At 72.8% G+C, this 22400-nt stretch carries 15 protein-coding genes; 7 read left to right on the plus strand and 8 right to left on the minus strand.

The features are described 5' to 3' along the window. Positions 1 to 321: 321 nt before the first annotated feature. Together AQJ66_RS36275 and ptsP are read left to right on the plus strand one after the other, a co-directional pair. Positions 322 to 771 carry a PTS sugar transporter subunit IIA gene (locus AQJ66_RS36275; protein ID WP_061931121.1) on the plus strand — a complete coding sequence of 150 codons (450 nt, stop codon included), beginning with the start codon at positions 322 to 324 and terminating at the stop codon, positions 769 to 771. 76 nt (positions 772 to 847) lie between these two features. Next, positions 848 to 2518 (plus strand): phosphoenolpyruvate--protein phosphotransferase, encoded by a 1671-nt coding sequence (gene ptsP / locus AQJ66_RS36280; protein ID WP_061931124.1) that lies wholly within the window; start codon positions 848 to 850, stop codon positions 2516 to 2518. A 69-nt stretch (positions 2519 to 2587) separates the two neighbouring features. Here the strand turns inward: ptsP and AQJ66_RS36285 are convergent, their stop codons facing one another. Together AQJ66_RS36285 and AQJ66_RS36290 are read right to left on the minus strand one after the other, a co-directional pair. Then, on the minus strand, positions 2588 to 3481 hold the full coding sequence (locus tag AQJ66_RS36285; RefSeq protein ID WP_061931129.1) for a hypothetical protein: 894 nt from the start codon (positions 3479 to 3481) through the stop codon (positions 2588 to 2590). A gap of 146 nt (positions 3482 to 3627) precedes the next feature. Next, entirely contained in the window at positions 3628 to 5595 is a 1968-nt protein-coding gene (locus AQJ66_RS36290) for an acetoacetate--CoA ligase (protein WP_061931132.1), read from the minus strand. 215 nt (positions 5596 to 5810) lie between these two features. On the opposite strand from AQJ66_RS36290, the gene AQJ66_RS36295 reads away from it, so the two are divergent. After that, positions 5811 to 8171, plus strand: a complete 2361-nt coding sequence (locus tag AQJ66_RS36295) for a glycoside hydrolase family 31 protein (RefSeq protein ID WP_079060623.1) — start codon at positions 5811 to 5813, stop codon at positions 8169 to 8171. A 6-nt stretch (positions 8172 to 8177) separates the two neighbouring features. Here AQJ66_RS36295 and AQJ66_RS36300 read toward each other — a convergent pair whose 3' ends face one another. Beyond that, entirely contained in the window at positions 8178 to 8714 is a 537-nt protein-coding gene (locus AQJ66_RS36300; RefSeq protein ID WP_061931135.1) for an NUDIX domain-containing protein, read from the minus strand. A gap of 265 nt (positions 8715 to 8979) precedes the next feature. Between AQJ66_RS36300 and AQJ66_RS36305 the strand changes: the two genes are divergently transcribed. The 3 genes from AQJ66_RS36305 (at position 8980) to glpK (ending at position 13289) form a co-directional block, all read left to right on the plus strand. After that, positions 8980 to 10659: a GGDEF domain-containing protein gene (locus AQJ66_RS36305; protein WP_061931139.1), complete on the plus strand. Its 1680-nt coding sequence runs from the start codon at positions 8980 to 8982 to the stop codon at positions 10657 to 10659. 328 nt (positions 10660 to 10987) lie between these two features. Beyond that, positions 10988 to 11737, plus strand: coding sequence for an MIP/aquaporin family protein (locus AQJ66_RS36310; RefSeq protein ID WP_061931143.1), 750 nt, complete (start codon positions 10988 to 10990; stop codon positions 11735 to 11737). A 34-nt stretch (positions 11738 to 11771) separates the two neighbouring features. After that, positions 11772 to 13289 (plus strand): glycerol kinase GlpK, encoded by a 1518-nt coding sequence (glpK, locus tag AQJ66_RS36315; RefSeq protein ID WP_061931146.1) that lies wholly within the window; start codon positions 11772 to 11774, stop codon positions 13287 to 13289. 105 nt (positions 13290 to 13394) lie between these two features. Here glpK and AQJ66_RS36320 read toward each other — a convergent pair whose 3' ends face one another. Genes AQJ66_RS36320 through AQJ66_RS36340 form a run of 5 tightly spaced genes read right to left on the minus strand, consistent with a single transcriptional unit; the run spans position 13395 to position 21323 of the window. After that, complete coding sequence (locus tag AQJ66_RS36320; protein ID WP_061931149.1) at positions 13395 to 14000, minus strand: GTP-binding protein; 606 nt, start codon at positions 13998 to 14000, stop codon at positions 13395 to 13397. Further along, the gene (locus tag AQJ66_RS36325; protein ID WP_061931152.1) at positions 13981 to 17640 is read right to left on the minus strand and encodes a hydantoinase B/oxoprolinase family protein; all 3660 of its coding nucleotides are present in this window, start codon (positions 17638 to 17640) and stop codon (positions 13981 to 13983) included. The genes AQJ66_RS36320 and AQJ66_RS36325 overlap by 20 nt, the downstream gene beginning before the upstream one ends. Before the next feature lie 24 nt (positions 17641 to 17664). Then, a complete protein-coding gene (locus tag AQJ66_RS36330) occupies positions 17665 to 18060 on the minus strand; it encodes a DUF742 domain-containing protein (protein ID WP_061931155.1) in 396 nt (131 codons plus the stop codon). 9 nt (positions 18061 to 18069) lie between these two features. After that, the gene (locus AQJ66_RS36335) at positions 18070 to 18504 is read right to left on the minus strand and encodes a roadblock/LC7 domain-containing protein (protein ID WP_061931158.1); all 435 of its coding nucleotides are present in this window, start codon (positions 18502 to 18504) and stop codon (positions 18070 to 18072) included. Beyond that, the gene (locus AQJ66_RS36340) at positions 18501 to 21323 is read right to left on the minus strand and encodes a nitrate- and nitrite sensing domain-containing protein (protein ID WP_061931161.1); all 2823 of its coding nucleotides are present in this window, start codon (positions 21321 to 21323) and stop codon (positions 18501 to 18503) included. Before AQJ66_RS36340 ends, AQJ66_RS36335 begins: the two co-directional genes overlap by 4 nt. 418 nt (positions 21324 to 21741) lie before the next feature. Here AQJ66_RS36340 and AQJ66_RS38105 point away from each other — a divergent pair, with 418 nt between their 5' ends. Then, on the plus strand, positions 21742 to 22272 hold the full coding sequence (locus tag AQJ66_RS38105) for a hypothetical protein (RefSeq protein ID WP_079060624.1): 531 nt from the start codon (positions 21742 to 21744) through the stop codon (positions 22270 to 22272). The last annotated feature ends 128 nt before the right edge of the window (positions 22273 to 22400 follow it).

Genomic DNA, 22400 nt, shown 5'->3' on the forward strand with positions numbered 1-22400 from the left:
TCCGGTGTTCCAAACTCTATCAGGGTTTTTCCGTCTTCCTGACCGCCGTCCTGCAGACATGCAGAAGATGATCCGAAAGGGGATCTGATCCGTTTGGTTTCCTGCCGGACGAGGACGCTTTCACGTCTCTCCGTCCCAGGCAGGAGTAAGACTGTACACGCGGCCTCGAAGCCCATGCAAATCCGGGGGGTTGGTGGTCTAGACCACTTCCTGGTAGCTTCCTTACGGAACCGCCACTTCACTTGGCATACGCTGCTGCTCAGTGCGCCGTCGGGACAGCCGGTGACGGCCCATTGCAGCTCCACCCCCGGGAGGCTTCCCATGACCACCGTGACGTCCCCGCTCGCCGGACGCGCCATCGGACTGGCCGCCGTGCCCGATCCGGTCTTCTCCGGAGCCATGGTGGGCCCGGGCACCGCGATCGATCCCGTGCGTGAGCCTTCCGAGGCCGTGGCGCCCGTGGACGGCGTCGTCATCTCCCTGCACCCGCACGCCTTCGTCGTGGTGGACGGGGAGGGGCATGGCGTGCTCACCCACCTCGGCATCGACACCGTGCAGCTCAACGGCGAGGGCTTCGAGCTCCTCGTTCGTAAGGGCGACACCGTCACGCGCGGTCAGAGCATCGTGCGCTGGGACCCCTCCGCGGTCGAGGCCGCGGGCAAGTCCCCGGTGTGCCCCGTCGTGGCGCTCGAGGCCACGGCCGAGTCCCTCTCCGATCTCCGCGACAGCGGTGACGTGAAGGCCGGCGACAGCCTCTTCTCCTGGAACTGACGACCAGGCCGCCGCGAGGCGGCGTACGGACAACCATCGCGGCGGCCGGCCCGCCGCACTATCGGAGACGGGTGAGATGGAGACAACGCTGCGAGGCGTCGGCGTGAGCCACGGTGTGGCGATCGGCGAGGTTCGGCACATGGGGACGGCGGTGCTCGAACCGCCTGCCAAGCAGATCCCGGCGGAGGAAGCGGAGCGCGAGCAGGGGCGGGCGCGTCAGGCCGTGGACGCCGTGGCTGCCGATCTGATGGCGCGCGGGAACCTGGCGGGCGGCGAAGCCCAGGCGGTGCTCGAAGCGCAGGCCATGATGGCCCAGGACCCCGAGCTGATGGCGGACGTGGAGCGGCGGATCGCGGTGGGCAGCACGGCGGAGCGCGCCGTGTACGACGCGTTCGCGGCCTACCGCGAGCTGCTGGCCGGTGCCGGGGAGTACCTCGCCGGACGGGTGGCCGACCTGGATGACGTGCGGAATCGTATCGTCGCCCGGCTCCTGGGCGTCCCCATGCCGGGCGTCCCGGACAGCGACCAGCCCTATGTGCTGGTCGCGCGTGACCTGGCCCCGGCCGACACCGCGCTGCTGGACCCGGCTCTGGTGCTCGGGTTCGTGACGGAGGAGGGCGGGCCCACCAGTCACAGCGCGATCCTGGCGCGGGCGCTGGGCGTGCCGGCCGTGGTCGCGCTTGCCGGCGCCGGCGAGCTGGCCGAGGGCACGGTGATCGCCGTCGACGGCAGTTCCGGTGACATCTTCGTGAACCCGAGCGAGGAGAAGAAGGCGCGGCTCGAGGCCGCGGCGGCCGAGCGCAGGGCGGCGCTGGCCGCGTCGACCGGTCCGGGTGTCACGGCCGACGGGCACAAGGTGCCGCTGCTGGCCAATGTCGGTGGCCCGGCCGACGTGCCGGCCGCGGTGGAGGCCGGTGCCGAGGGCGTCGGTCTGTTCCGCACGGAGTTCCTGTTCCTGGACGACAGCAAGAGCGCGCCGTCCGAGGAGAAGCAGGTCGAGGCGTACCGGCAGGTGCTGGAGGCGTTCCCCGAGGGGCGTGTCGTCGTCCGCGTCCTGGACGCGGGTGCGGACAAACCGCTGGAGTTCCTGACGCCCGCGGACGAGCCGAACCCGGCACTGGGCGTGCGTGGTCTGCGCACCCTGCTCGACCACCCGGAGGTCCTGCGCACGCAGCTGACCGCCCTGGCCAAGGCCGCCGAGGGCCTGCCCGTCTACCTCGAGGTCATGGCCCCCATGGTGGCGGACCGCACGGACGCCAAGGCGTTCGCGGACGCCTGCCGTGAGGCGGGGCTGCGCGCCAAGTTCGGCGCCATGGTCGAGATCCCGTCCGCGGCGCTGCGCGCGCGGTCGATCCTGCAGGAGGTCGAGTTCCTGTCGCTGGGGACCAACGACCTCGCGCAGTACACCTTCGCCGCCGACCGGCAGGTGGGGGCGGTGTCGCGGCTGCAGGACCCGTGGCAGCCCGCGCTGCTCGACCTGGTCGCCCTGTCCGCCGAGGCGGCCCGGGCCGAGGGCAAGAGCTGCGGGGTGTGCGGCGAGGCCGCGTCCGACCCGCTGCTGGCCTGTGTGCTGACCGGCCTCGGTGTCACCTCCCTGTCCATGGGCGCGGCGTCGATTCCTTACGTCCGGGCGACGCTCGCGAAGTACACGCTCGCGCAGTGCGAGCGCGCGGCCGCGGCCGCGCGCGCCGCGGACAGCGCCGAGGAGGCGCGCGGCGCGGCCCAGGCGGTGCTGTCCGGCGAGTAGCCGTACGGGTCCGCGTCGTCCGCCGGACGCAGGGGCGTCCCACCGTCGGGTGGGGCGCCCCTCGCGCGTTCAGTGACGGTGCTCCTGGTCGGCCTGCTCCTCTCCCAGGTCGGGTGGTGCGCAGTAGTCGACCCCCGACTCGGGGGAGATGAGGTCTCCGGACTCGATGTCGGTGCAGTAGGCGTCGAAGACCTCGGCCGCGGTGAGTGGTGCCAGGCCGCCGCGGCGCAGCCGCCAGCCGTAGACGCGGTCGGGTGTGCCCGGGGCGCTGATGCGCATGACGAGGCCGCCGGGGCTGTGGGTGGCGAGGCCGAGGGCGAGGATGCTCGTGAACTCCAGGGCTTCGGCCTCGTCGAGTTCGAGGCTGCCGCCGGTGTCCTCGTCGGCGTGCAGGACGGAGATCAGTGTCTCCGGTGTCCCGGAGACACTGCAGACGAGGTGGCGGTCGCCGGGCGGGGCGGTGTCGAGGATGCGCACGACGAGGGCCGAGGCCCGGGTGAAGGCCGCGCGGCCGATGTCCTCGCCGCAGGTGGGGCAGGGGCCGAGACGGGTGAGCAGGCTGGTGGCGTACTCCCAGGTCGCCTGCCGTACGGCCTCTTCGACGAGGGCCGGCACGAGGGTGGCGAGGGGACTGCCGTCGTAGGGGATGGTGGGGCCGGTGGCCGCGAGTTCCGCGGTGAACCGGCTGCGGCTGGCCGGGGCTTCGGGGTCGAGTCCGTTGGCCGCGCAGAACGCGGCGTAGTCCTCGGGGTCGAAGAGGGCCAGTGTGGTGTGGCTGCCCTGGGCCGCGCGGCTCTTGAGAAGGTCTTCCACGTGCCGGAGGTAGGTGGTGTGGTCGTCGAAGACGAAGCTGCGGTAGCGCCGCATGGCGTGGAAGTCGTGCTCGTCGGCGAGCAGGCCGACGGTGCCGGCGATCTCGCGGCGCAGGACGCGTCGCATGGTCTGGTGGTCGGTGTGCGCCATGATTCCCCCAATGCGCAGTCGATCAATGCTCACTGAGAGTAATCGACGGCACTGACAACGGCGCGGGCCGCGGCTTCGCGGCCCGCCTCGGGCTCCGCCGCTGTGCCAGGCGGAGCCCGGGGACACCGTGGGAGGGCGTGCGGACGTCAGGGGCGCTTGCGGGCGAGTTCCTCGTAGAAGTCCAGCAGGGCGAGGTCGTCGATGGACCCGGGGTTGACCGCCTTCTCCAGCGGCGTTCCCTGCAGGAGGCGCTTGACCGGGACCTCGATGCGCTTGCCGGTGAGCGTGTGCGGGACGCCGGGGACCTCGATGATCTCGTCGGGTACGTGGCGCGGCGAGAGCTGTTCGCGGATGGCCTGCTTGATGCGGCCCAGGAGGGCCTCGTCCAGCACGGCTCCCGGTGCCAGGTGGACGAAGAGCGGCATCCAGTAGCCCCCGTCGGGCTGCTCGATGCCGATGACGAGGGACTCCTTGATCTCGGGCAGGCGTTCGACCACCTCGTAGATGTCGGCCGACCCCATGCGCACGCCCTGCCGGTTGAGGGTGGAGTCGGAGCGGCCGTGGATGATCACGGAGCCGCGCGAGGTGATGGTGATCCAGTCGCCGTGCCGCCAGACGCCCGGGTAGGTGTCGAAGTAGCTGTCGTGGTAGCGGCGGCCGTCGGGGTCGTTCCAGAAGCGGATCGGCATGGACGGCATGGGGTTGGTGACGACCAGCTCGCCGACCTCGTCGATCAGGGGCTTGCCGCTCGGGTCCCAGGCCTGCAGGTCGGTGCCGAGGCCGGGTGCCTGGAGTTCGCCGGTGTACACGGGCAGGGTCGGTACGGCTCCGGCGAAGCAGGAGCAGACGTCCGTGCCGCCGCTGACGGAGGCGATCCACAGGTCGTCGCGGACCTCGTCGTGGAGCCAGCGGAACCCGTCGGGCGGCAGTGGGGAGCCGGTGGTGGCGACGCACTGCACCCGGGAGAGGTCGAAGTCGCGTGCGGGGTGGACGCCCGCCTTGCGGCAGGCCATGACGTAGGCGGCCGAGGTGCCGTACAGGGTGGTCCCGGTGCGTTCGGCGACCCGCCACTGGGCGCCGGTGTCCGGGTAGCCGGGGCTGCCGTCGTACAGGACGATCGTCGTGCCCGTGAGCAGGCCGGAGACGAGGAAGTTCCACATCATCCAGCCGGTCGAGGTGTACCAGAAGAAGCGGTCCTCGGGGCCGAGGTCGCAGTGCAGGCCGAGCTGCTTGAGGTGTTCGACGAGGATGCCGCCCTGCGACTGGACGATGGCCTTGGGCAGGCCGGTGGTGCCGGAGGAGTAGAGCACCCAGAGCGGGTGGTCGAACGGAACCTGTTCGAAGACGGGCTCGGTGTCGGCCGCCGTCAGCGCCGGCCACTCGAGGGCGCCCTCGGGGGCCTCCGTGCCGAGGAGCGGGATGTGGACGACGGCGCGCAGGCTGGGCAGCTCGCGGCGCAGCTCGGCGACGACCTCGCGGCGGTCGTGCTGCTTGCCGCCGTAGCGGTAGCCGTCGACGGTGAACAGGACGACGGGTTCGACCTGCTGGAAGCGGTCGAGGACGCTGCGGGCGCCGAAGTCGGGGGCGCAGGAGGTCCACACGGCCCCGACGGCGGCCGTCGCGAGGAGGGCGACCACGGCCTCGGGGATGTTCGGGAGGTAGCCGCTGACGCGGTCGCCGGGGCGGACGCCGAGGGCACGGAGTTCGGCGGCGAGGGAGCCCACCTGGCGGCGCAGCTCGGACCAGGTCACCGGGCGTGGCTCGTGCGTCTCGTCGACGTACAGCAGGGCGGGTTCGTCCGCGCGGTCGGCCGCGGCGCGCAGGGCGTGCTCGGCGTAGTTGAGGGTGGCTCCGGGGAACCACTGGGCGCCGGGCATCGAGCGGTCGCCGAGCACGTGCGTGAAGGGCGTGGAGAACCGTACGTCGAACCACTCCGTGACGGCTTTCCAGAAGGTGTCCAGGTGTTCGACCGACCACCGGTGGAGGGCCGGGTAGCCGCCGTCGGCCGGGGCCGCGTGATGCTCGGCGGCCCATGCCTGGAACCGGGTGATGCGGGCCTGGGCGATCCGCTCGGGATCGGGCTGCCAGAGCGGCTGGGGGTTCGCTGTCGACATGGGTGCGGCTCCCGGGCTGTGCGCGTCGTGTGCGTCGGTCCGCGCACGGGCTGGGGTGTGCGCGTGACGCGGCTGACAGGGACGATGCCATGTGATCGACTTCTGCACCAGGGCGCGCCCCACATAGTCCGTGTCGTGAAGATGTGGTCCCGGCACGGATGAACGGTAGTTGAACGACACGCGCGCGGGGAGTGGCAAATGGCAGGGTGAGCAGCATGGACGGTCGTGACCTGGTGCGTTCGGTGGGTGTGGTGGGTTCGGGGAGGGCGGCGCAGGGGTTGCGTACCGTACGGGCGGCCTGGCGCCGGAGGCGGATCGACGCCGCGGCGCTGCCGCCGCGGGGTGCCGAGCGCGCCCGGGTGCCCGGGCAGGTGCAGGGCGTGGAGCCGGGACCAGGGGGCGGTCTCCTCCTGTTCGGCCGTTCCGAACTGCGGATCGCCGTCGCGGTCAACGGGGCCGTCTTCTGGGGCTGGGACGGGGCAGCCCCGGAACCGTCGTACGCGCTCGCCGGCAGCGCTCCCGAGCCGGATCCGCGGGCGGTGCTGGAGCCGGACAAGGACGGCGGCTGGCGGGTGGTGGCCGAGCGGGTGACGGTGGTGGTCTCCCGCCACGGCGCGGTGGAGGTGTGCACGCCCGGCGGTGTGGTGCTGCGGCGGGACCTGCCGCCGCGCTGGTGGGAGCCGGTCGGCGGGGGCGCGGCCCGGTGGATGCAGCGGTCGGAGGTGGCGGCGGACGCCCGGTTCTTCGGCCTGGGCGGGCGCGCGGGGGGCCCGCGGTTGCGGGACGGCGGGTACCGGCTGTGGAACACCGACCCGGGCCGCCCCTTCGGTCCGGGGGACGATCCGCTGTACGTGACCATGCCGGTGCAGGTGGTGGTCGCCGACGCCGGGGTGCATCTGATGTTCCACGACAGCACCTGGGACGGCACGGTGACGCTGTGGGAGGGGGAGGAGGGGGCCGGGTCCGGACACGACCGGCCGGGCCGCTGCGAGGTGCGGATGGACGGCGGTCCGCTGCGGGGCTGGGTGATGGTGGGCACCCCCGCGCGCGTGCTGCACACCTGGGCGTCGCTGACGGGGGCGCCCGCGCTGCCCCCGGTGTGGGCGCTGGGCCACCATCACGCGCGCCGGGGCCCCGGCGGCGAGCAGGAGGTCCGCCGGACCGTGGCGGGCTACCAGGAGCGGGGGCTGCCGCTGGACGCGGTGCACCTGGACATCGGTCACCACGAGGACCGTCAGGCGTTCACGGTCGACCAGGAGCGGTTCCCGAAGCTGCCCGAGCTCGCGCAGGAGCTGGCCCGGGACGGGATCCGGCTGGTGTCGGTCGTCGACCCGGCGGTGAGGGCCGTGCCGGGCAACGCGGTCCACGACAGCGGGTCGGCCGTGGACGCGTTCGTGCGGGACGCCTCGGGGCGGACGGTGCGGGGCGAGGTGCGGGCGGGCGAGTCGGTGTTCCCCGACTTCACGCACACGCGCGTGCGCACGTGGTGGGGCGGGCTTTACGAGGAGCGGCTCGAGCAGGGCTTCGCGGGGTTCTGGCACGACATGAACGAGCCCACGTCGTTCAGCGCCTTCGGTGAGACGACGCTGCCGCGCTCGGCCCGGCACTCGCTGGACGGGCGCGGCGGCGACCACCGCGAGGCGCACAACGTGTACGCGCTCTGCATGGCCAGGGCGGCCTACGAGGGGCTGCGGGGGCTGTCGCCGAAGGAGCGCCCGTTCGTGTTCTCGCGGTCCGGGTGGGCGGGCATGCAGCGCTACGGCGGAACCTGGTCGGGGGACGTGGCGACGGGCTGGCCGGGTCTGCGGGCGTCCCTGTCGCTGGTGCTGGGGCTGGGGCTGTGCGGGGTCCCGTACTCGGGCCCGGACGTGGGCGGCTCGGACGGCAGTCCCTCGCCGGAGCTGTATCTGCGGTGGCTGCAGCTCGGCGCGTACCTGCCGCTGTCGCGTACCCACGCGGGCCTGCGGGCGGGGCGCGGGGAGCCGTGGGAGTTCGGCCCCGAGGTGCTGGAGCACGCGCGCGTGGCGCTGCTGGAGCGCCGGCGTCTGCTGCCGTATTTCGTGACGCTGGCGCACCTGGCCCGGCGCACCGGCACGCCGTTCGTGCGGCCGCTGTGGTGGGGAGCGCCGGAGGACCGTGCGCTGCGTGACTGCGAGGACGCGTTCCTGCTCGGTGACTGCTTCCTGGTGGCGCCGGTGCTCGCGCCGGGGGTGGACCGGCGTGCGGTGCGGCTGCCGCGCGGCCGCTGGTACGACACGGTGACGGAGGAGGCGTACGAGGGTCCGGGGCAGGTGCTCGTGGACGCGCCGCTGTCGCGGATCCCGGTGCTCGCGCGCGCGGGTGCGGTCGTTCCCGTGCGGGCCGGGGACGGCGGGCTGGAGCTGGAGGTGTGGGCGCCCGCCCGTGGGCGGACCGGGGGCGGGCTGGTCGTGCCGGACGCCGGCGACGGCTGGGACGCGCCGGAGATCGAGCGCTACGCCGCCCGCCGGCAGGGCCGGCGGGTGGTGGTGACCCGGGAGCGGGAGGACGGTGCGGGTGAGCCGCCGTACCGGGTGCGCGTACGGGGGCTCGGCTGAGCGGCCCTATATGTAGCGGCCGTCGAACCACGCCCGCACGGCGAGGGTGTGCAGCGGGAAGGCGAGTTCCTCGGGTCGGCGCAGCAGGTGCCGGGCCTCGGTCTCGTTCGTGGCGTCGTAGGCCGGGAGGCTTTCGGCCGGACGTTCGGGGAGCAGTCCGAAGAGCAGCAGATGCCCGTCGGGTGAGCTCATGGCGTCCACGAGCCGCACGTCACGGGCGGCCGCGTCGATGCCCGTCTCCTCCTTGAGTTCGCGCACGACGGCCTGTTTCCAGTCCTCCCGGTCGTCGATGTAGCCCCCGGGCAGGGCTGTCCCTCCGCGCACGGGGGCGATGGTGCGGGTGATGACGACGAGGGCCGTGCCCTTGGTGTCGTACACGGGCTGGAGCGCGATCGCCACCGGCAGCGGGTTGCGGTAGGCGACGGTGCCGCAGGACGGGCAGGTGCGCGGCCAGCCGGAGACGCCTTCTCCATAGGGCGCTCCGCAGCTCGAACAATGCGAGTCGGGCGCGGAGTTGGCAGTTGAGTGCTGAGTTTCGGACACGCGCGGACTGTATCCGATCGGAGGAGGGCCGTCTTCCGGCAAGGGTGTGCAGCGCCACACGGGCGGGGAGGGGCTGCCGGAACCACCCCCGTCGGCCCCGGCGGCCTCCTGTAACACGACGCCGGAAGGGGCCTGCCGGTTCAGCGATGTGGCCGGAGTCGCGGGAGGGACCGGCGCTGCGCACAGGGCGTGATCGCTCGGGAATCCTGCGTGAACGTCGTGTGAACCGGGCCTGGGTGTCCGTGAGCGGCGACATCATGCTCCCGTGCACTCCTGGACGGACACTCTCCGCTTCGCCTTCCAGCCGGTGGTCAACCTGCGGACCGGCGCGGTCGCCGCACTGGAGGTGCTCGCCCGCCCGGAGACCGGCGACGTCCTGGCCGAGGCCCGCCGTGACCCGGGGCTCGACGCCAGGCTGGCCGTGCTGGCGCTGCGCGCGGCGGCGCGCAAGGAGACCCTGTTGCCGCTGCACCTCAACGTGTTCGCGGCCACGCTCGCCGACCTGGGGGGCCTCAGCGCGCTGCACGACGCCGTGCGCGCGGTGGGACGGCTGCCGTGGGAGGTGACCGTCGACGTCGTGCCGCCCTGCACGCACGTGCCGCAGCGGGCGCTGCTGGAGGCGGTCGGCGCGCTGCGCGAGCAGGGGTTCCGGCTCAGCGCGGACGGCATCGGCGAGGGCGACGTGCCCCTGAGACTGCTCGCCGACCTCGCTCCCGACCTGGTCAAGCTCGACGCCGCTCTGCTGGCCCGGCCGGCCGCGGTCCGGGCGATGCGCACGCTGTGCGAGCACCTGGGCGCGCTGCTGGCCGTGGAGGGTGTGGAGACCGAACTGCAGTGTGCGACGGCCCGGTCGGCCGGTGCGCAGCTCGCCCAGGGGGAGCTGTTCGCGCCCCCGGCCCGGATCCCGGCAGCGGACGTGTACGTTCCGCCCCGCTCCCCCGGTGTCATGGCGGCGCCCCGGTCCGGGCCGTCGGTGCGGGAGTTCGTGCGGCCGGCCGCCATGCTGCCCGTCACCGCGTCCGCCGGGCAGGTGCGGGCGCTGCTGACCGGGTCTCCGGACGTCTCCGGGGTGCTGCTCGTGGACCAATCCGGGGTGCCCGTGCGGTCGGTGCACCGCTCGCGCTTCCTGCTGTCGATGTCCGGCCGGTACGGGCACGCCCTCTACGCGGACCGGCCGGCCCACAAGCTGGGCGACGCCCCGCGCGCGGTCGGTGCCGACGCCACCGCCTGGGAGGTCCTCGACGTGGTGGCGGTCGGCGGTCGCGACCGCACCTCCGACGACGTGGCGGTCGTCGACCACCGGGGCCGGTGCGTGGGGGTCGTACGGCTCGCGGACCTCGTACGGGCGCTGGCCGAGAGCCGGGTGGAGGAGGCGGCGGGGCTCAACCCGCTGACCCGGCTGCCCGGTTCGGACGCGGTCACGGACGAGGTGGACCGGCGGATCGCCGACGGCCGGGCGTTCACGCTCAGCTGGCTGGACATCGACCACTTCAAACAGGTCAACGACGGTGCCGGGTTCGCGGCGGGCGACGAGCTGATCCGCTCGGTGGGCCGCGCGCTGCAGCAGGCGGCCGCGGGGCACGCGCGCGTGGGCCACATCGGCGGTGACGACTTCCTGGTGCTGGCCGACGAGGACATGCTCGATCCGCTGGCCGCCGGCGTGCTGGACGTGCCGTGGTCGGCGGGCGGACGTCCTGTCACCCTCTCCCTGGCGACCGTGGTGTGCCGGCCCGGCAGCGTGGCCGACCACCGCCAGGCCGCCGCCCACCTGGCTCCGCTGAAGAAGGCGGCGAAGGCCCTGCACGGCATGAGCTGGGTGCTCGCGGCCGCGGAGGCGCCCGGTCACCGGATCCTGCGCGGATCCGGGACGGCGCCGGCCCAGGCAGGCCGTGCGACGGTGGAGCCCCTCGGCGGAACCGGCCCCAGGTACGGAGCCGTTGGGTGACCGCTCGGGGAGCGAGGGCGCCGGCCCCCCGTACCGGCGGCCGCTGTCACCGTTGCCGTCCGCAACCTTGACGGCCCCCGGGTGCCGGTGAACACTTCCCGGTGTCAGCCGACATCGTCGTACATTCCCTGCGTAACCAGGCACTGTGCCACGGGCCCGCTCCTGCTCGACGGCCCGTCCCCCAGGGCGATCCGGCTGCGACGGCACGCTCGTCACGGACGCCGGGCGGGGCGCGGGGCTCTCCCTGCCTTCGGCCGACGTAGCCAAGGAATCGTTCCTGCACGGAGGGCCCGGGCTGCTCGCCCGGGCCGGCGCCAAGGGAGCCGCCATGAGCAACGGGCACATTTTCGTCGGCGAAGTCATCGGCACCGCGATCCTCATCCTGTTCGGTGCCGGTGTCTGCGCGGCCGTCACCCTCAGGTACTCCAAGGCCCGCGCCGCCGGGTGGGTCGTCATCGCGTTCGGCTGGGGCTTCGGCGTGCTGGCGGGCGCGTACACGGCCGCCCCCCTCTCCGGCGGTCAGCTCAATCCGGCGGTCACCATCGGGATCGCGGTGGACACCGGCAAGTGGGACAAGGTCTGGGTGTATCTGCTGGGTGAGCTCGTCGGCGCGATGCTGGGCGCCGTCCTCGCCTACCTGGTGTACCTGGCCCAGTTCCAGGCCAACGTCCGCAAGGAGGGCACCACCGAGGGCACGGCGGACGAACCGCTGCCGACGCTCGGCATCTTCTCCACCATCCCGGAGATCCGGAACCCGGTCGCCAACCTCATCACCGAGATCATCGCGACCATGGCACTGGTCCTGCCCGTCCTCGCCTTCGGGCTGACGAAGGGACTCGGTGAGTCCGGCACCACGGTGCTGATCGTGTCGCTGCTCGTCGTCGGCATCGGACTCTCCCTCGGCGGGCCGACCGGCTACGCCATCAACCCGGCGCGCGATCTCGGCCCGCGCATCGTGCACACCTTCCTGCCGATCCCGAACAAGGGCGGTTCCGACTGGGGTTACGCCTGGATCCCGGTCGTCGGCCCGCTGATCGGCGGGGCGCTCGCCGGCCTCGTCTACAACGCGGCCTTCTGACCAGCGACCCGACCCCAGCCACCCAGGGACAGCCATGACGGACACAACCGGGAAGTACGTAGCCGCCATCGACCAGGGCACCACGTCAAGCCGCTGCATCATCTTCGACCACGGCGGCGGGATCGTCGCCGTGGACCAGCGCGAGCACCGCCAGATCTTCCCCAGGCCGGGCTGGGTGGAACACGACGCCACCGAGATCTGGTCCAAGGTGCAGGCCGTCGTGGCGGGCGCGCTCGCCAAGGCCGGGCTGCGCGCCGACCAGCTCAGCGCGCTCGGCATCACCAACCAGCGGGAGACGACGGTCCTGTGGGACCGCGCCACGGGCAAGCCCGTGCACAACGCCGTCGTCTGGCAGGACACGCGTACCGCGGCCCTCTGCCGTCAACTGGGCGGGACCGACGGTCAGGACCGCTTCCGCGAAGCGACCGGGCTCCCGCTGGCCAGCTATTTCTCCGGACCCAAGGTGGTGTGGCTGCTGGACAACGTGCCGGGCCTCAGGGACCGCGCCGAACGAGGCGAGATCGCCTTCGGGACCATCGACTCCTGGCTGATCTGGAACCTGACCGGTGGCACCGACGGCGGCCGCCACGTCACCGACGTCACGAACGCCGGCCGCACCCTGCTCATGAACCTCGAAACCCTCCAGTGGGATCCCGTCATCCTGTCCGCGATGAACGTGCCCGAGGCGGTCCTGCCCGAGATCCGGTCCTCCGCCGAGGTGTACGGCACCGCCGTGGGCGCGCTCGCCGGAGTGCCCGTCGCCTCGGCACTGGGCGACCAGCAGGCCGCCGTGTTCGGGCAGGCCTGCTACGACGTCGGCACCGCGAAGAACACCTACGGCACCGGCAGCTTCCTGCTGCTGAACACCGGCGGCCGGCCGGTGGCGTCCAAGAGCGGACTGCTGACGACGATGGGCTACAAGATCGGCGGTGAGGCGCCGGTGTACTGCCTGGAGGGGTCCATAGCGATAACGGGCGCGCTCGTCCAGTGGTTCCGCGACCAGCTCGGCATCATCCGCACCGCCGACGAGATCGAGACACTGGCGGCGAGCGTCGAGGACAACGGCGGGGCCTACATCGTCCCCGCCTTCTCCGGCCTGTTCGCTCCGTACTGGCGCTCCGACGCGCGCGGGGTCGTCACCGGGCTGACCCGGTACGTCACGAAGGCCCACCTCGCGCGCGCGGTGCTGGAGGCGACGAGCTGGCAGACCCGGGAGGTCGTGGACGCGATGTACCAGGACTCCGGGGTGCGGATCACCACCCTGAAGGTCGACGGCGGCATGACGAAGAACGGCCTGCTGATGCAGCACCAGGCGGACGTCCTCGGCGTGCCGGTGATCCGCCCCCGGGTCTCCGAGACCACCTGCCTGGGCGCCGCCTACGCGGCCGGTCTCGCCACCGGCGTGTGGAACGACCTGGACGAGCTGAAGTCGCACTGGCAGCGGGACGCGGAGTGGACGCCGGCGATGGAGGCGTCGCTGCGCGACCGCGAGTACCGCAACTGGCGCAGGGCCGTGGAGAAGAGCCTCGGCTGGCTGGAGGACGACGCGTAGACGCCGGACGGCCGCCACGCGCGCGTGACCGCGTCTCTCGCGTGGCACCGGCCGGACGGCCACGGCCCGTACCCCGGTCGGCGGGGGTACGGGCCGTGCCGCGGATCAGCTGGTGAGGGCCCCCCGGCGGCCGGCCGCGTGCGCCATCGCGTGCTGGACGACGCCGATGAGCACCTCCTTGACCGACTCGCGGTCCCGGGCGTCGCACAGCACGACCGGCACGTCCGCGTCCAGGTCTAGGGCCCTGCGGACGGCCTCGGCCGGGTAACGGGCCGACCCCTCGAAGCAGTTGACGCCGACGAGGAACGGTATGGAGCGCCGCTCGAAGTAGTCGACGGCGGCGAAGCAGTCCTCCAGGCGGCGCGTGTCGGCGAGGACCACCGCGCCGAGGGCGCCCTCGGACAGCTCGTCCCACATGAACCAGAACCGTTCCTGCCCGGGCGTCCCGAACAGGTACAGCACGAGGTCCTCGCGCAGGGTGATGCGGCCGAAGTCCATCGCCACGGTGGTCGTGTGCTTGCGCTCCACACCGGTGGTGTCGTCGACCGGGCGCCCGGCCTCGGTCAGCAGTTCCTCGGTGCGCAGCGGCCTGATCTCGCTGACCGCGCCGACGAGCGTGGTCTTGCCCACGCCGAAGCCGCCGGCCACCAGGATCTTGAGCGTGACGGGCTCGACCGGGGGCTTGCCGCGCTCAGAACGCCCGAAGATCATCGATCTCTTCTCCTGCTTGATGGGGGTCGGGCGACGGCCGGCCGTAGCCGCCGCCACCGGGGGTTTCGACGACGAGCACGTCGCCCGGGCCGACGTCCGCCGAGCCGCAGCCACCGAGATCGGTGACCGTGCCGTCGGCGCGTTCGACCCGGTTGGCGCCGAGCGCGCCGGGTGCGCCGCCCGCCATGCCGTACGGCGGCACGCGCCGGTGCTGGGAGAGCGTGGAGACGGTCATGGGCTCCAGGAAGCGGATGCGGCGCACCGCACCGTTCCCGCCCCGCCGGCGTCCGGCGCCGCCGCTGCCCCGCCGGACGCTGAACTCCTCGACCCTGACGGGCAGTCGCCACTCCAGCACCTCGGGGTCGGTGAGCCGCGAGTTGGTCATGTGGGTCTGGACGACGTCGGCGCCCGGGAAGTCGGCGCCGGCGCCGGAACCCGAGGCGACGGTCTCGTAGTACTGGTGGCGTTCGTTGCCGAAGGTGACGTTGTTCATGGTGCCGGAGCCCTCGGCCTGGACGCCGAGCGCGGCGTACAGCGCCCCGGTGATGGCCTGGGAGGTCTCCACGTTGCCGGCGACGACCGCGGCGGGTGGCTCGGGGGCGAGCATGGAGCCGGGCGGCACGACGATGTCGAGGGGGCGCAGGCAGCCGTCGTTGAGCGGGATGTCGTCGGCGACCAGGGTGCGGAAGACGTACAGGACCGCGGCGTTGACCACCGCGAACGGGGCGTTGAAGTTGGTGGCCAGCTGCGCGGAGGTGCCCGTGAAGTCGACCGTCGCGCGCCGCTCGGCGCGGTCGACGCGCACCCGGACCCGGATGACCGCGCCCGAGTCCGTCTCGTAGGCGTACTCACCGTCGTCCAGGACGTCGATGACGCGGCGGACCGCCTCCTCCGCGTTGTCCTGCACGTGCCGCATGTAGGCCTGGACGACGTCGAGCCCGAACTCGTCGATCATGCGGCAGACCTCGTCTACGCCCTTGCGGTTGGCGGCGATCTGGGCGCGCAGGTCGGCGAGGTTGGTGCGCACGTTGCGGGAGGGGTGGGGCCCCTCGGCGAGCAGGCGGCGGGTCTCCTCCTCGCGGAAGCGGCCGCTCTCGGCGAGCAGCCAGTTGTCGAAGAGGACGCCCTCCTCGTCGATGGTGCGGCTGTGGGCGGGCATGGAGCCGGGTGCGATGCCGCCGATCTCGGCGTGGTGGCCGCGGGAGGCGACGTGGAAGAGGATGCGGGGCTCACTCCGCGTGTCTGCCGCGCCTGCCGTGGATTCCGCCGGGGAGTCCGCGTCGAAGACGGGGGTGATCACGGTGACGTCGGGCAGGTGGGTGCCGCCGTGGTACGGGTCGTTGACGGCGTAGGTGTCGCCGGGCCGCATCGAGTGGCCGCGGCGCCGGATGACCTCTTTCACGCTGGTGCCCATGGATCCCAGGTGGACGGGGATGTGCGGGGCGTTGGCCACCAGGTTTCCGTCCGGGTCGAACAGGGCGCAGGAGAAGTCCAGGCGTTCCTTGATGTTGACGGACTGGGCCGTGGACTCCAGCCGGGCGCCCATCTGTTCCGCGATCGACATGAAGAGGTTGTTGAAGACCTCGAGCAGGACCGGATCGACTGTCGTGTCGAGGTCGGAACTCTCCGTGATCGCCGTGCGTTCCATGAGCAGATGCCCGTCGTCGGTCGCCGCGGCCCGCCAGCCGTCGTCGACGACGGTCGTGGCGCCGGGCTCGGTGATGACGGCCGGGCCGGTGACGGGTTCGCCGGGAGGGAGGGCCTCCCGGCGGTGCAGGGGTACGTCGCGCCAGACGCCGCCGGTGTGCAGGCGGACGGTCTCCGGCGCGGCGCGGTGGCCCTCGTACGGGGCGAGGGCGGAGAGATCGGGGGACGCGGTGATGCCGGTGGCTTCGACGGAGAGGGCTTCGACGACGATCGGGCGGTCGAGGGTGAAGGAGTACGTGGCGCGATGACGCTCTTCGAAGGCGTGCCTCATCGTGTCGGGCTCGGTCAGCTCGACGGTGAGGGTGGTGTCGGTGCCGTCGTAGCGCAGCTGGGCCCGGCGGGTGACCTCGATGCGGTCCTCCGGGACGTCCTCGGCGCGAAGTTCGGCGCGGGCGGCGCCCTCCAGCGCGTCGGCGGTCGTGCGGACGCCGGGCATGGATGCGGCTGCCAGGGGTGCCTCGACGGACTGCTCGCGCATGGCCGTGATGTCGGCCAGGCCGATGCCGAGCGCGGAGAGGAGCCCGGCCATCGGCGGCACGAGGACGGTGCGGATGCCGAGGGAGCCGGCGACCTGGCACGCGTGCTGGCCGCCCGCTCCGCCGAAGGTGGTGAGCGCGTAGCGGGTGACGTCGTGGCCCTTCTGGACGGAGATCCTCTTCACGGCGTTGGCGATGTTGGCGACCGCGATCCGCAGGTAGCCCTCGGCCACCTGCTCCGGGGTGCGGTCGTCGCCGGTGTGCTCGCGGATCTCGCGCGCCAGGGCGCCGAAGCGGTCGCGGACCAGGGCGGCGTCCAGCGGTCGGTCGCCGTCCGGGCCGAACACGGCGGGGAAGTGGGCGGGCTGGATGCGGCCGAGCATGACGTTGGCGTCGGTGACGGTGAGCGGGCCCCCGGCGCGGTAGCACGCGGGGCCGGGATCGGCGCCGGCCGAGTCGGGGCCGACGCGGTAGCGGGAGCCGTCGAAGTGCAGCACGGAACCGCCGCCCGCGGCCACGGTGTGGATGTCGAGCATGGGGGCGCGCAGGCGGACGCCCGCGATCTGCGTGGCGAAGACGCGTTCGTACTCGCCGGCGAAGTGCGAGACGTCGGTGGAGGTGCCGCCCATGTCGAAGCCGATCACGCGGTGGTGGCCGGCTCGCTGCGACATGCGGGCCATGCCGACGATCCCGCCGGCCGGCCCGGAGAGGATGGCGTCCTTGCCGCGGAACTGCCCGGCCTCGGTGAGCCCGCCGTTGGACTGCATGAACATCAGCCGGACGCCCCGGAGCTCGTCGGCGACGTGCCGGACGTAGCGTCGCAGCACGGGCGACAGGTAGGCGTCGACGACGGCGGTGTCGCCGCGCGGGACAAGCTTCATCAGTGGACTGACCTCGCTCGACAGCGAGATCTGCGAGAAGCCGGTACGGGCGGCGAGGACGCCGATCGCGCGCTCGTGGGCGGGGTGGAGGTGGCTGTGCATGCAGACGACGGCGACCGCCCGGATCCCGTCGTCGTACGCCTGCCGGAGCGGGCCCGCGAGGGCGTCGAGGTCGGGGGCGCGCACGACGGTGCCGTCGGCGGCGATCCGCTCCTCGACCTCGATCACCCGTTCGTACAGCAGCTCGGGCAGGTCGATGCGGCGCGCGAAGATGGCGGGACGGTTCTGGTAGCCGATCCGCAGGGCGTCGCGGAAGCCGCGGGTGATCACCAGCAGGGTGCGTTCGCCCTTGCGTTCCAGCAGCGCGTTGGTGGCGACCGTCGTGCCCATGCGTACGGCGTCGACGGGCCCCGCGGAGTCGCCGAGCAGGTGCCGGACGCCGGCGACGGCCGCGTCGGCGTACCGGGCCGGATTGTCCGACAGCAGTTTGTGCGTGAGCAGCCGGCCGTCCGGGCGACGCGCGACGATGTCGGTGAACGTGCCGCCCCGGTCGACCCAGAACTGCCAGCCTGCCACGTCGCTACTCCGCTTCCGCGCCGGTCACAGCGCCCGGAGACCGTTGATCACGTCGCGCAGAATACTCTCGTCCGGCAGCTCGGCCGGGGGTACCGGCCGCGTCACATGGACGAGTTCCGCGTGCACCAGATCGCCGATGAGCACGCGCACCACTCCGATGGGCAGATCGAGCTCGGCGGCGAGTTCGGCGACCGACTGCGGTGCCTGCCTGCACAGGCCCACGATCTCCACGTGCTCCGGTGCGAGGGTCGGGTCCGCCTCCGGGTTCTGTGCCTGGGGCTCGGTGACGACCACCGCGATCAGATCGAGCCGGTGCTGGCCCGGACTGGTGGTACGGCCGCGTGTCATGGCGTACGGACGGACGACCGGTCCGGCCTCGTCGTCGAACCAGTGACTGCTTCCCTGACCGTCTGCGCTCATGTCATCCCACTACCCGCCTGCGGGCAGGTCGGTGCGCGGAGCGGCGCCCAGATGCACACCGACCCGCTTGACCAGGAGCGTCATCTCGTAGGCGACCTGGCCGACGTCGGAGTCGGCGTCGGAGAGGACGGCGAGGCAGCTGCCGTCCCCGGCGGCGGTGACGAACAGGAAGGCGTCGTCGAGCTCCACCACCGTCTGCCGGACGCTGCCCGCCTCGAAGTGACGGCCCACGCCCTTGGCCAGGCTGTGGAAGCCGGACGCGACCGCGGCCAGGTGCTCGCTGTCCTCCCGGGTCAGGTCCTGGGACACCCCGGTGGGAAGGCCGTCGCTGGACAGTACGACGGCCTTGCGGATGCTGGCGACCCGGGCCACGAGATCGTCCAGGAGCCAGTTCAGCTCCCTCTTGTTCGCTTCCGTGTGGCCGGTCGCCTTCGGTGCGGTCATCGACCGTCCCCCTTAGTCGTTCCTCGTGCTGTGCCGTCGCGGGCGTCATCACCCGCGGCGTTCTCCTCACGGCCGCGCTGCCAGCCGCGCTGGAGCGAGGCCATCCGGCTGCGGACCTCGTCGGCGTCGCGGTCGGCGGATCGCGCCGTGTTTTCGGGACGCCGGTCGAGTTCCTGCCTGAGCTGTGGGGCCAGGTTGGCCTGCCGTACCCGCCGGGGCAGGGCTCCGGCGCCGGGCGCGGGTTCCGGGGCGGCCGCGCCGGCGGGCGGGGTGCCGTCGCTGCGGCCGTCACCGGGCGGCGTCTCGGAGCGCCGGATCCGCATCGGCAGCGCAGGCCCTTCGGGAGTCTCCCCCGGGCCGCCCGCCGGTGCGGCGGTGCGCTCGTCCGGAGGGCCGGTGCGTCCGGCGGTCCGCCGGGCGGCGTCGCCGCGGCGGCGGGCGGGCAGGGGGGCCGGCTCCCCGGAGCCGGAGCGGCGCGGGCCGGCCTGGGGCTGCTCCGCCGGGTCGCCGCGCCGGGTGCGCTCCTCGGTGACGGGCCTGCCGTGCGAGCTGACCAGCTTCGGTGTCTGCCTGCGGGGCAGCGGCACGGGGCCGGGGCGCTCGCCGGTCCGGTCGGCACCGGTGCGCGGGGAGCCCGGCTGATGGGGCTCACCCGGCAGGGGGGCCGCCTGGCCGTCGCCGCGGGGGCGGCGGGAACGGAACAGGCCGTCGCGCTCGCTCTCCTCGTCCGGCAGGGCGCCCGGGAAGGCGTCGATGGCGTCCAGGTCGACGGGGGCCTCCAGCTCGACCGGGCCGTCCAGCAGGGAGGTCGGCAGGCCGGGCAGTTGCGCCTGCGCGTGCGACCGGGCGGGGCCGAGGCCCGCCGCGCGCTCCGCCTGCCTCGACCGGTCCCGGTCGAGGCGGAAGCCGGTGCCGTTGGTGTCCGGGACGTCGTCGGTCAGCAGCGCCTCGGGGATGAAGACGACGGCGGTGGTGCCGCCGTAGGGGGACGGCTGCAGGGAGACCCGGACGTTCTGGCGCTGGGCGAGGCGGCTGACCACGAACAGGCCGAGCCGGTCCGTGTCCGACAGCTCGAACTCGGGCGTCTCGGCGAGGCGGAGGTTGGCGTCCAGCAGCGCCTCGGCCGTCATGCCGAGGCCCCGGTCGTGGATCTCCAGGGTGAAGCCGTTCGCGACCCGCTCACCGAGGACCTGGACGGCGGTGTGCGGCGGGGAGAACACGGTCGCGTTCTCGAGGAGTTCGGCCACCAGATGGGTGAGGTCGGCGACGGCCGGGCCGGTGACGGCGACCCGCGGCAGGCGCCGGACCTCGACGCGTTCGTAGTCCTCGACCTCGGCGACGGCGGCACGGACGACGTCCATCAGCTGCACCGGGCGGCGCCACTGCCGCGAGGGCGCGGCGCCGGAGAGGATCACCAGGCCTTCGGCGTGCCGGCGCATACGGGTGGTGAGGTGGTCCAGGCGGAAGAGGTCGGCGAGTTCGTCGGTGTCCTCGGTCCTGCGCTCCATGGCGTCGAGCAGGGTCAGCTGCTTGTGCAGGAGGACCTGGCTGCGGCGGGCGAGGTTGACGAAGACCTCGGAGACGCCGGCTCGCAGTTCGGCCTGCTTGACCGCGGCCTCCACGGCTGCGCGCTGCAGGGTGTTGAGGGCCTGGCCGACCTCGCCGATCTCGTTCTTGTCGTACTCCAGCCGGGGTACCTCGGTCTCGATGTCCACCTGTTCGCCGGCGGAGAGGCGGCGCATGACGCTGGGCAGCCGCACGCCGGACGCCTCGTGCGCGTCCAGGCGAAGTTGCCGCAGGTCGCGAATGAGGCTGCGGCCGACGCGCACGGACAGGACGAGGGAGACCAGGAGGGCGATCAGGCCGAGGACGCCCGCGACGGCCGCCTGCGCGATCACCTGGACCGCCGCGGGCCGCATGCGGTCCTGGAAGCGGTCGCCGGCCTGGTCGTCGAGGGTGCCGAGTCCGTCGAGGACGCTCGCGGCGGCCGAGTCCCAGCTCTTGGCGGTGACACCGCGCGGTGTGCCGCCACCGGTTCTGATGACGGAACGTTCCGCCGTGCGCAGCGGGGCGGTGGTGGCGTCCGCCCAGAAGCGCTCGTACCGTTCGCGTTCCGCGGTGGGCAGCAGCGGAAGGCTGATGTCGTAGAGCAGGGTGCGCTGAGCGGTGAGATCGGAGATCTGGCGGGTCTCCTCCTGGGAGAGCCTGCCGACCACGAGCGAGGAGCCGAGGAGGGCGTCCTCGCGGGAGAGCATCTCGCGGGCGCGGGTGACGTCGACCAGGGCCCGGGCCTGCTTGTCCATCTCGACGTCGTCGATGCCGTCGAGGATGGCCAGCAGGGAGTAGCAGGCGTCGACGACCCTGCTGTAGACGCCGAGGGCCTGGGCGCGGTTGACGGTGCGCTCCTCGACGCCGCGGCGCAGCGAGTCGAGGTCGTCGAACCCGTCCAGGACGGTGGTGAGCCGCTCCCCGTCCTCCGTGTCCAGGTCGTCGAGGAGGTCACGGTCCCCGGCGTTCTCGCGGATCCTGGCGACGGCCCGGTCGGTGGCGGCGCGGGTGCGGTGCAGTGCCGCGAGGGCGTCGGCAGCCCGGGGGTCGGCGAGGTAGACGAGTGTCTGGCGGCGTTCCTGCTGCAGGACGCGGACGGTGTCCTCGGTGGGATACGCGAGGTTCTGCGCGACGTCGGACACCCGGAAGAGCCGGGCGACGTCGCGCCCCGTGAGCACCGTGGCGAAGCCCCAGACGGCGGTCAGAGACAGCAGCGGCACAAGGAGCAGCGCCACGATCTTCCGGCGGATGGACTTCCCGCGAAAGCGCATGGCCTCCCCCAGCTCGCCCCCGTCGACCGGGAGTACACATGTCCGTCAGCAAACGGCGCGAGCCTACTACCGCGCTGCGGAGATCTCGAAGACACATCCGGAAGGCGAACTTCCGACCTGGCGTCGAGAGGGGGCGAGTTGTCCGGGTATTCCGGGAGATTGCACCCAGCACGCATGGGCCTGTGCGAGATCGATCGAGGCGGTACGAGCCGCTGGTTGGCCGAAACTTTTCACAAGTGGGGAATCTTCGCAGGTCGTTGTTCGTCCTTCTCTGTGGGAGATGGGGGCGGAATCGGCCACAGGAGCCGCAGTCCGCACCCCGGCGGCGTAAAACAGCGCAAGCCGGGCAGCCACTGGGGAGTCGGGGTTTTCGGACACCGAGGCAAGCGGTCTGCAGGCGGTGGGGAGTGACACGATGATGGGCACGGCGGAGCGGCGCGGGGCGCCCGGGCAGAGCGTTGCGGAGCGCTCGGCGGCACGGTGGGAGCGCGAGGTGCCGGAAGGCGGCATACCGGCGCGTGGGCGTGAGGGGGATGCCGTCGGCGGACAGCGGGAGCCCTACCGTCAGTTGTGGGTCGAGGAGCCGGCGAAGCGCCGCCGGATGCCCGATCCGGTGCGGACGGCGGCGGTGCGGGCGGTACTGATCATCTCGGTGACACTGATCCAGGCCACGGTGGCGTTCCTGTGCACGATGGCCGGGTCCTGGCTGGCGTTCCCGATGGTGATCAGCAGCGTGGTCAGTACGGTGGTGGCCACCTGGGCGGTGGTCGACGTGTGGGTGACCCGCCAGGCCTGGAACCAGCGGTACGGGGTGGTCTCCGAACCGAGCAGCACGGCCCGCGCGCTGCGCCGCGAGCGCCGTCTCAGCCGCCGCGAGGAGCGGACCGCTCTGCGGGAGCAGAAGCGGATACGCCGGCGGGGTGGCACCGGGCAGCTGTCGCACCCCTGACGCTCGCGCTCACGTACCTGCCGCCGATGCGGCGCGAGGGTCTGCCGGCGCGGCCGTTGCCGCGGTGCACGGACCGCACCCTCACCGGGACGTCGGTGCTGCGCGCCGGCTTCTGAGGAGAAGCCGGG

The organism is Streptomyces bungoensis, from assembly GCF_001514215.1.
GTDB classification, from domain to species: domain Bacteria; phylum Actinomycetota; class Actinomycetes; order Streptomycetales; family Streptomycetaceae; genus Streptomyces; species Streptomyces bungoensis.

Coding starts and splice junctions, on each gene's coding strand:
- AQJ66_RS36275 (WP_061931121.1), top strand. CDS start 322: ATGACCACCGTGACGTCCCCGCTCGCCGGACGCGCCATCGGACTGGCC.
- ptsP (WP_061931124.1), top strand. CDS start 848: ATGGAGACAACGCTGCGAGGCGTCGGCGTGAGCCACGGTGTGGCGATC.
- AQJ66_RS36285 (WP_061931129.1), bottom strand. CDS start 3,481: ATGGCGCACACCGACCACCAGACCATGCGACGCGTCCTGCGCCGCGAG.
- AQJ66_RS36290 (WP_061931132.1), bottom strand. CDS start 5,595: ATGTCGACAGCGAACCCCCAGCCGCTCTGGCAGCCCGATCCCGAGCGG.
- AQJ66_RS36295 (WP_079060623.1), top strand. CDS start 5,811: ATGGACGGTCGTGACCTGGTGCGTTCGGTGGGTGTGGTGGGTTCGGGG.
- AQJ66_RS36310 (WP_061931143.1), top strand. CDS start 10,988: ATGAGCAACGGGCACATTTTCGTCGGCGAAGTCATCGGCACCGCGATC.
- glpK (WP_061931146.1), top strand. CDS start 11,772: ATGACGGACACAACCGGGAAGTACGTAGCCGCCATCGACCAGGGCACC.
- AQJ66_RS36320 (WP_061931149.1), bottom strand. CDS start 14,000: ATGATCTTCGGGCGTTCTGAGCGCGGCAAGCCCCCGGTCGAGCCCGTC.
- AQJ66_RS36330 (WP_061931155.1), bottom strand. CDS start 18,060: ATGAGCGCAGACGGTCAGGGAAGCAGTCACTGGTTCGACGACGAGGCC.
- AQJ66_RS36335 (WP_061931158.1), bottom strand. CDS start 18,504: ATGACCGCACCGAAGGCGACCGGCCACACGGAAGCGAACAAGAGGGAG.
- AQJ66_RS36340 (WP_061931161.1), bottom strand. CDS start 21,323: ATGCGCTTTCGCGGGAAGTCCATCCGCCGGAAGATCGTGGCGCTGCTC.
- AQJ66_RS38105 (WP_079060624.1), top strand. CDS start 21,742: ATGGGCACGGCGGAGCGGCGCGGGGCGCCCGGGCAGAGCGTTGCGGAG.